The following is a 7,504-nucleotide window of genomic DNA, read 5'->3' as shown; positions in this document are numbered from 1 at the left end:
GCGGTTACAGGTCGGCGTCGTTGAGCTCGGCCATCAGCGCGTTGAGTTCGTCTTGCGACATTCCGGAGGCACTGAACTCTGCGCTCTCGGCTTCGACATGACGGGCGTCCAGTGGCTGCGCGACGCTGGCCATGGCGGCAATGGTCTGGTGTTCAAACACATGCTTGGCCGACAGCGCGATGCCGTGTTCATGCGCCTGCGCCACCACTTGCAGGCTGAGGATCGAGTCGCCGCCAATCGCAAAGAAATTCTCGGTGACGCTGATGCTCGACAGCTTCAAGACCTTGGCGACGATGGCGTGCAGCGTGGTTTCCATCGGCGTGCGCGGGGCAACGTGGGTGCTTTGGTCAAAGGCGTCCGGGTCGGGCAATTGGCGCGTGTCGAGCTTGCCGTTCGGCGTGCGCGGAAACGCGCTGAGGGTCAGCACGCGCGCGGGCACCATGTACGACGGCAGGCGCTCGCCCAGGTAGCGCTTGAGCGCTTCCGAATCCGGCGCGTAGCCATGCGCGGCCAGCACGTAGGCGAGCAGGCGTTTGCCGGCAGGTTGGTCCTGCACGATCACCGCGGCTTCGCGCACGTCGCTGTGGCTGCACAGTTGGCGCTCGATTTCGCCCAGCTCGATGCGGTAGCCGCGCAACTTGACTTGATGGTCCTTGCGCCCCAGGAACGCCAGGCGCCCGTCGGCCAGCCAGCACGCCAGGTCGCCGGTGCGGTAGGCGCGGGTGCCATCGGCGAGGGTCACAAAGGCCTTGGCGGTTTCAGCGGGTTTGTTGCGATAACCGCGCGCCAGGGTCGGCCCGGCAAGCACAATTTCGCCGGGTTCGCCGATGCCGCTGGCGGCCTCGTGCTCGTTCAATACGCGCAGGTCCATGCCGGCAATCGGTCGGCCGATGGTCAAGGCGCGCTCAGGGCTGAGCACGTCGCAGGTCGCCCACACGGTGGCTTCGGTCGGCCCGTATTCGTTGACCAGCAGGGCGTGCGGCAAGGCTTTACTGTGCTGGGCGATCAGCGACGGCGGGCAGGCCTCACCGGCGACGATCCAGCAGTGCAGGCTGTCGGCGCTGCCGAGTTGATCGAGCAGCGCCTGGTACAACGACGGCAGCGACAGGCCATGGCTGACGCGGTGCGCGGCGATCAACTGCGCCAGGCGCGGCATGTCGAGTTCTTCACCCGGCGCCGGCAATACCAGGCGCCCGCCCTGGGCCAGGGTCCAGAAAATACCCGCCACCGAGCTGTCGAAGGCAAACGAGGACAGCAGCAGGTAAGCGCTGACTGGCGCGGCATACGTGGCCATGCGCACCTGAGTCGAATAGCTCAGCGCGGCGTGGCTGATTTCCACCGCCTTGGGTGCGCCGGTGGAACCGGAGGTGTAGATCAAATACGCCAGGTCATCGGCAGCGGGCAGCGGCAACGACGGCAGGGCGTCGCCGCTGTGCAGGTCGTCCAGTAAAAAGCATTGCAGGCCAGCCGGCACGCTGTCGGCCAGCTCGGGGCTGACCACGATGTGCGCGATGCCGCTGTCGGCGAGCATGTAGGCGCGCCGGTCCTGCGGGTAGCTCGGGTCGACGGGCACATAGGCGCCACCGGCCTTCAGCACGGCGAGCATGCCGACGATGGCGGCATTGCTGCGCGGGAACAAAATGCCCACCGGCACGCCCGCGCCGATACCGGCGTTGACCAGTTGGTGCGCCAGTTGCGTCGAGCAGGCGTCGAGCTGCGCGTAGCTCAGGTCGCCGTGTTGGTCACTGAGGGCGACGGCGTTGGGGTGTTGCTGCACTTGGCGAGCGATCAGCTCGACCAGCGTGACCGCTTCGATCTGCGGCGGTTGCGCCTGGCTCGCGATAATCTGCGCCTGCAGCGGGCCGTTCATCGGCAGTTGCGCCCACGTGTGTTGAGGTTCGGCCAGCGCCGCCAGCAGCAACTGCGACCATTGTTCGGCGAGGCAGGCGGCCGCTTCTGCGCTGAGCACATTGCGGTCGTAGATGATCTGCGCGTTGAGCTGGTCGGCGCCTTGATGCACGTGCAGGCACGCCTTGGCCGGGCTCATCACCGCGCTGGCGTCACGTTCGCAGGCATCGCTTGCACGCCAGGCAAACGCGTAGCCGCCCTTGAGGTCCTGGGTGTAATAGTCTTGCCAGCCCGTGGCATGTTCGACCACGGCGCTGACGTGGCGGCTCTGTTCCAGCAGCGTGGCCTCGGCTTGCAGGTCGATGCGCACGGGCAGCGCTTGCTCAAACAGGCCCACGGCGCTGTCGAGTTCCGGGCCTCGGCTGGCATGCATCAGGCTGATCGGCACGTGTTGTTGCCCCGACAAACGCCCCAGCAGAACGGCCCAGGCCGTCAGCATCAGCTCGGCGGTCAATGCCGGCTGCATTGCCGAGTGGTACGCCAGGTTCACCGCCACCCGCGCCGGGGCAAACCCGCCGCCCAGCGGGGTTTCCAGCGACAACTGCAAGGCGTGCTGTTGGCTGTCGGCCGAGGGTGTCCAGAACGCCGCACCGGGGTGCTCGGGCGCGTCTTCGCTGAGGCTCCAGCGCCATTCCGCGTAGTCCGCGTATTGCAGGCTGTCGGTCAGGTCGGGCGGGGTGTCTTGCAGCAGGGCCTGCGCGAGCAATTTCAGGCTGGTGAGGTCGAGGTGGCTGCTCGCAGCGGCCAGGTGCAATTGCGGCCCATCGGGCAATTGCAGCAGCGTGACCGCCAGCGGTTGACTCCAGTCGCGCGTGGCCAGCGCGGCCTGTTGCTCAGCCGGGCTGAGGTGACGCAAATCCTTCAGCGTAACGCTCAGCGAGGTGGTGTCATGGATCACCTGCACCGGGTGGCGCAAGCCCGGCACGCTGGTCAGTTGAGTGCGCAATATCTCGCTGCCGTTGGCCAGCGCTTGCAGGCGCCGGGTCAACGTGTGGGCGTCCAGCGTCTGGCTGATCGCCCATTGCAAATGGCAACTGAACGGGTGTTCGGTTGCACCGTTGAGGTGAGGGTACAGCGCCGCCTGTTGCGGCGAGATGCGAAAACCTTGAAGTCCGTTCATGTTCAACTCAACTGCAAAATGGGGTAAGTGGCGCTCAAACAGCCACGTCGCTGGACAGCAAGGCCTCGGCCATGCCGGTCATGATTGCGCGCTTGCCGGTGAAGGGCTCGCGACCATGCACCGCCAGCATGTTGTCGATAAACAGCACGTCGCCCTGTTGCCAGGTGAAGCGCACCAGCGAATCCAGGTAGGCGGCGCGCAGCGACTCCAGCACCTGTGGCTCGATCGGTGTGCCGTCGCCATAAAAAGTGTTGGTGGGCAGGTCGAGGTCGTTGAAGTTGCCTTGCAGCGAGTCGCGGATGGCCGCTGGCAGGGTGCTGATGTGAAAGAAGGTCGCGTGGTTGAACCAGACTTCTTCGCCGGTGCGCGGGTGACGCACTGTCGCAGGCCCGCGTTGGCGGGTGCGCAGGCGGTTGTTTGGTTTCCATTCGACTTCGATGCCGACGCTGGCGCAGTAGGCTTCGACTTCGCTGCGTTCCGAGGACTGGAACACGCTCTGCCAGGGCAGGCCGAAACCGTCGCCGTAGTTGCGCACGTAGAGCACGCCTTTTTCACGAAAGCGTGCTTCGATTTCCGGGCTGATGCGGGTTTTTACCGCACGCGTCGAACCGATTGGGGTTTCGCCGCCGGTCTCGGAAGGCAGTTGGCAATAGAAGAACAGCCGCAGCGGAAAGCGCGGCGAATACGAATGCTCGTTGTGCGGGAAAATCATCTGGTCGGCCGGGTAATCGGTCGAGGTGTAGATATTGCCGCCGACGCGGGTGCGCGGTGAGGCGCGGAACATGTATTCCAGCGCGCCGGGCGACAGGGCAGCGATCACTTGGTCGAATTGCTCCACCGACGCCACGCCGAACCCGCGAAACAGCAGGGCGCCGTAGTGCAGCAGTTTTTGTTCAAGGCTTTCACGTTCGCTGGCGGCCCAAGCGGCGAGGTCGACGCCGCTGACCGTCGGTTCAATCACCAGCGGCAAGGCGTGGTCAGGGCTGAGCAGGCGTTCGCTGACCAATGGCTGTTGCGCGACGTTCAGCGCTTTGCGGCGTACACCGCCGAGTGTGCGAGGTGCTGGGGGCGCGATAGGCATACAGGCATCCACCTTATCAAAGGCTCAGTGAGCGACGTTTGGTGTGCAGCAACTGACTGCGACCGGCGAGGGCTTGCGACTGTTGGGCGTCACGGCGCACGGCCTGATCCCAACCGTCGAGGCGCTCGGCCAGTGCCGTCAGCGGCTCGCCGAGCAGGTCGCGGGCTTCGCCCAACAGGCGCGTCCACAGGTGCTGCAGGCGCTCGGCGCGTTGCGGGTCGAAGTACTCGCCACGGTATTTGAGGGTGGCGTCGATACCGTGGGCGGCATGCACCAGGTCGAGTAACAGGTGAAAGTCCCCCGGCGCCTGTGCCACCGCCATTGCCGTCAGCTCGGCGCCGGCGAGGGTGGCGGGTGCCACGCGCGACGGCTGATAGTTGAGCTTGACCTGAAACAGTGGCGAATGCCCCGGGCGCCGTGCAGGCGCCAACGCGGCGACCACCAGGTCGAACGGCAGGTCTTGATGGGCGTAGGCCAGTCGCGCTTGATCGCGCACCCGCTGGAAAAACTCGGCCAGGGTTAACTCACCCTGCACGTCGCAGCGCAGCGTGAGTTGGTTGACGAAAAAGCCGATCACCTCGTTATGCGCGGCCAGCGGGCGGCCGCTGACATCAGTGCCGAGCAGGAACTGCGCCTGGCCGCCCAATTGCTTGAGCACCAGTTGGTAGCTGGCCAATAACAGCATGAACAGGGTCATGCCGTGTTCGCGGGCAAGGCTTGCCAGGCTGTCGCAGGTGGCTTGAGGCAGGTTGAAGTTCAGGCTGTGTTCGGCGTGCGTGCCGCCACTGCCGCCCAAGTCGAGGCTTTGCGGCACGTCGGCCAGGTGCTCGCGCCAGAACGCTTGCTGCGTGGCGATGCGTTGCGGCGTCCAGTGCGCGGCTTCCCAGCGCGCAAAGTCGAGGTATTGCAGGGGGCTGGTTGGCGCGGTTTCGGCGGCCAATTCGGCGAGCAATAGTTGCGCGGAACGCCCATCGAAGGCGATGTGGTGCAGGGTCAGCAGCAGGTGGTGTTGCGGCGCGTGGCTGATCAGGTGGGCGCGCAGCACGGGGCCGTGCTCCAGATCGACCGGGCTTGCGTGTTCATGGTCCAGGCAATCCTGCAACTGAGCGTGGCGGCTCAGCACCACGGCGCGGCTGGGCAATACCCGCTGTTGCGGCCCTTCGGCGCTGTCGTGGTAGACCGTGCGCAGCACACTGTGACGCTCGACCAGCGCATTCAGCCGTAGCGACAACATGTCTACATCAAGTGGGCCTTGCAGCGTGAGGTGCAACACCAGGTTGTGGCGGCTGTCTTGCGGGTTCAATTGATGCAGGAACCACAACCGGCGTTGCGCGAAAGATTGGCGGCTGTGGTTGGCGGTGGTGCTGGTTGCGGCCTCGGCAATCGGCGCCGGCGTACTGAGGTACACCAGCAGCGCCTGTGCCCATTCGGCCAGGCTTTGCTCGCCGAACAGGCTTTGGGTATCGAGGTTCCAGCCGAGGTCGCGGTGCAAGCGCGCGGCAAAATCAGCGACGCCGATGGAATCCAGGCCCAGGCCGATCAGGCTCAGTTCGAAATCGACTGCCAGGTACGGGTTGATTTCACCCAAAGTCTGTTGCAGCCACTGGCGGCACGTCGCAGTGCTGGCGTGCTGACGCAGGTGTTCGACGTCAATGCGCTCGACAGGCGCTGCGGTTGCAGCACCGCTTTGGGCGATGATGCTCAGCGTACCGGCGGCGAGTTGTGCGCGCGCGCCTTGGCGGGCGATTTTGCCGCTGGTGGTCATCGGGATGGTGCCGGCTTGCACCAACACAATCTGGTCGATGCCGCAGTCGGCGGCTTCGCGCACGGCAGCTTGCATCGACGCAAACAGCGCGGGGTGATGCGCCGGGTCGACGAATTTGCGCTGCGGTTCGGCGACAATCACCAGTTTTTCGCGGCCCAACAGCGGGTCCATCTGCGAGAAGGCGGCGATGCGCCCGGTGCGAATGCCTGGCTCGCTGTCGGTGATCGCAAACTCGATGTCGTGAGGGTAGAGGTTGCGGCCGTTGAGGATCAGCAAGTCTTTCAGGCGCCCACAGATCACCACTTGGCCTTTGTGCATAAACCCCAGGTCGCCGGAGCGCAGGTAATGCCCAGGCTCGCCGACAATTTGCGCCTCGAACGCGATGCGGCTGGCTTCGGGGTTTTGCCAATAGGCCTCGGCGTTGCTTGGGCCTTGCAGCCAGACTTCGCCGATGCGGTCGCCGGCGCAGCGCTCAAACGTCTGCGGGTCGGCGATGGCGATACGGTGCAGTGCCTGCGGGTAACCGCAGGCGACGAATTCCACGGCCGCCGCGTCGCCGCTCGCGAGCACCGCGCGGCCGCTTTCCAGCACGTTCTTGTCCAGGCGCACCACCACCGGCAGCGCGTCGGCGGGCGTTGCGCTGACACACAAGGTGGCTTCGGCCTGGCCGTAACCGGGGCTGATCGCCAGAGGGTTGAGGCCGCAGGCGGCAAAACGCTGGGCAAAGGCGTCGAGGGTGCCGGGGTGGATCGGCTCGGCGCCGTTGATGGCGTGCCGCCAGGCGCTCAAATCGAGCTGGGCGATCAGGTTGTCGCTGACCACACGGTTGCACAGCGCGTAGGCGAAATTCGGCGCGAAACTGGCGGTGGCGCGATAACGGCTCAACGCCTGCAACCACGTCGACGGCGCATTGACGAAGGTTTGCGAGGCGATCAGGTAGCACGGCATGCCGCTGTAGAGCGGCGCGAGTACACCGCCGATCAGGCCCATGTCGTGGTACAGCGGCAGCCAGTTGACCATCGCGCCGTGCTCATCGAAGCCATAGGCCTGGCGCATCAGTTCGACGTTGGCGAGCAGGTTGCGCTGACGAACTTCAACGCCTTTCGGCGTGCCGGTGGAGCCCGAGGTGTATTGCAGGAACGCGACGCTGGCGCCGTCCACCGGAGGCCGTTGCCATTGATCGGCGGCAGGCGTGCCGAGGTCGCTGACGGTCAACACGTCGATGCGCTGTTCCACCAGCTCGCGCAGCGCTTCGCAGTGCTCAAGCGGGGCGAGGATCAATGCCGGCTGCGCATCAATCACCACATTGCGCACGCGGTCCAGGTGCCGCGGTTTGCGCGACGGCGGCGGGAACAGCGGCACGGCGATCAGCCCGGCATATAAGCAGGCGCAGAACGCGCGAACATAGTCGAGGCTGCTGGGCAGCATCAACAGTACCCGCTCGCCTGGCTGGCAACGCGCTTGCAAGGCGGCCGCCAGCGACTGGGATTGTTGGTGCAGTTGGGCAAAGGTGAGGGTTTCGCCGACCTCGACGCCGTCGGGCAAAAAATGCACGGCGGCACGCTGCGGGAAGTGCAGGGCGTTAGCCTCCAGCACGTCGATCCAATGATTGAAGGTAAACATGCTGGGA

General features: G+C 65.3%; 3 protein-coding genes. All 3 read right to left on the bottom strand.

Annotated features, from left to right (window positions below):
• Positions 1–4: 4 nt before the first annotated feature.
• The 3 genes from AO240_RS06700 to AO240_RS06690 are packed head-to-tail and all read right to left on the bottom strand — an operon-like array spanning position 5 to position 7,497.
• Positions 5–3,028, bottom strand: coding sequence for an amino acid adenylation domain-containing protein (locus tag AO240_RS06700; RefSeq protein WP_099235656.1), 3,024 nt, complete (start codon positions 3,026–3,028; stop codon positions 5–7).
• Between the two features lie 34 nt (positions 3,029–3,062).
• Complete coding sequence (locus AO240_RS06695) at positions 3,063–4,109, bottom strand: TauD/TfdA family dioxygenase (protein ID WP_099235655.1); 1,047 nt, start codon at positions 4,107–4,109, stop codon at positions 3,063–3,065.
• Positions 4,110–4,125: 16 nt separating this feature from the next.
• Positions 4,126–7,497, bottom strand: coding sequence for a condensation domain-containing protein (locus AO240_RS06690; RefSeq protein ID WP_099235654.1), 3,372 nt, complete (start codon positions 7,495–7,497; stop codon positions 4,126–4,128).
• Positions 7,498–7,504 lie beyond the last annotated feature (7 nt).

Source organism: Pseudomonas sp. ICMP 460 (assembly GCF_002723595.1).
Classification (GTDB): Bacteria; Pseudomonadota; Gammaproteobacteria; order Pseudomonadales; family Pseudomonadaceae; genus Aquipseudomonas; species Aquipseudomonas kitaguniensis.
The sequence above is the reverse complement of the archived record's forward strand: the minus strand, read 5'-3'. Positions and strand labels throughout refer to the sequence as shown.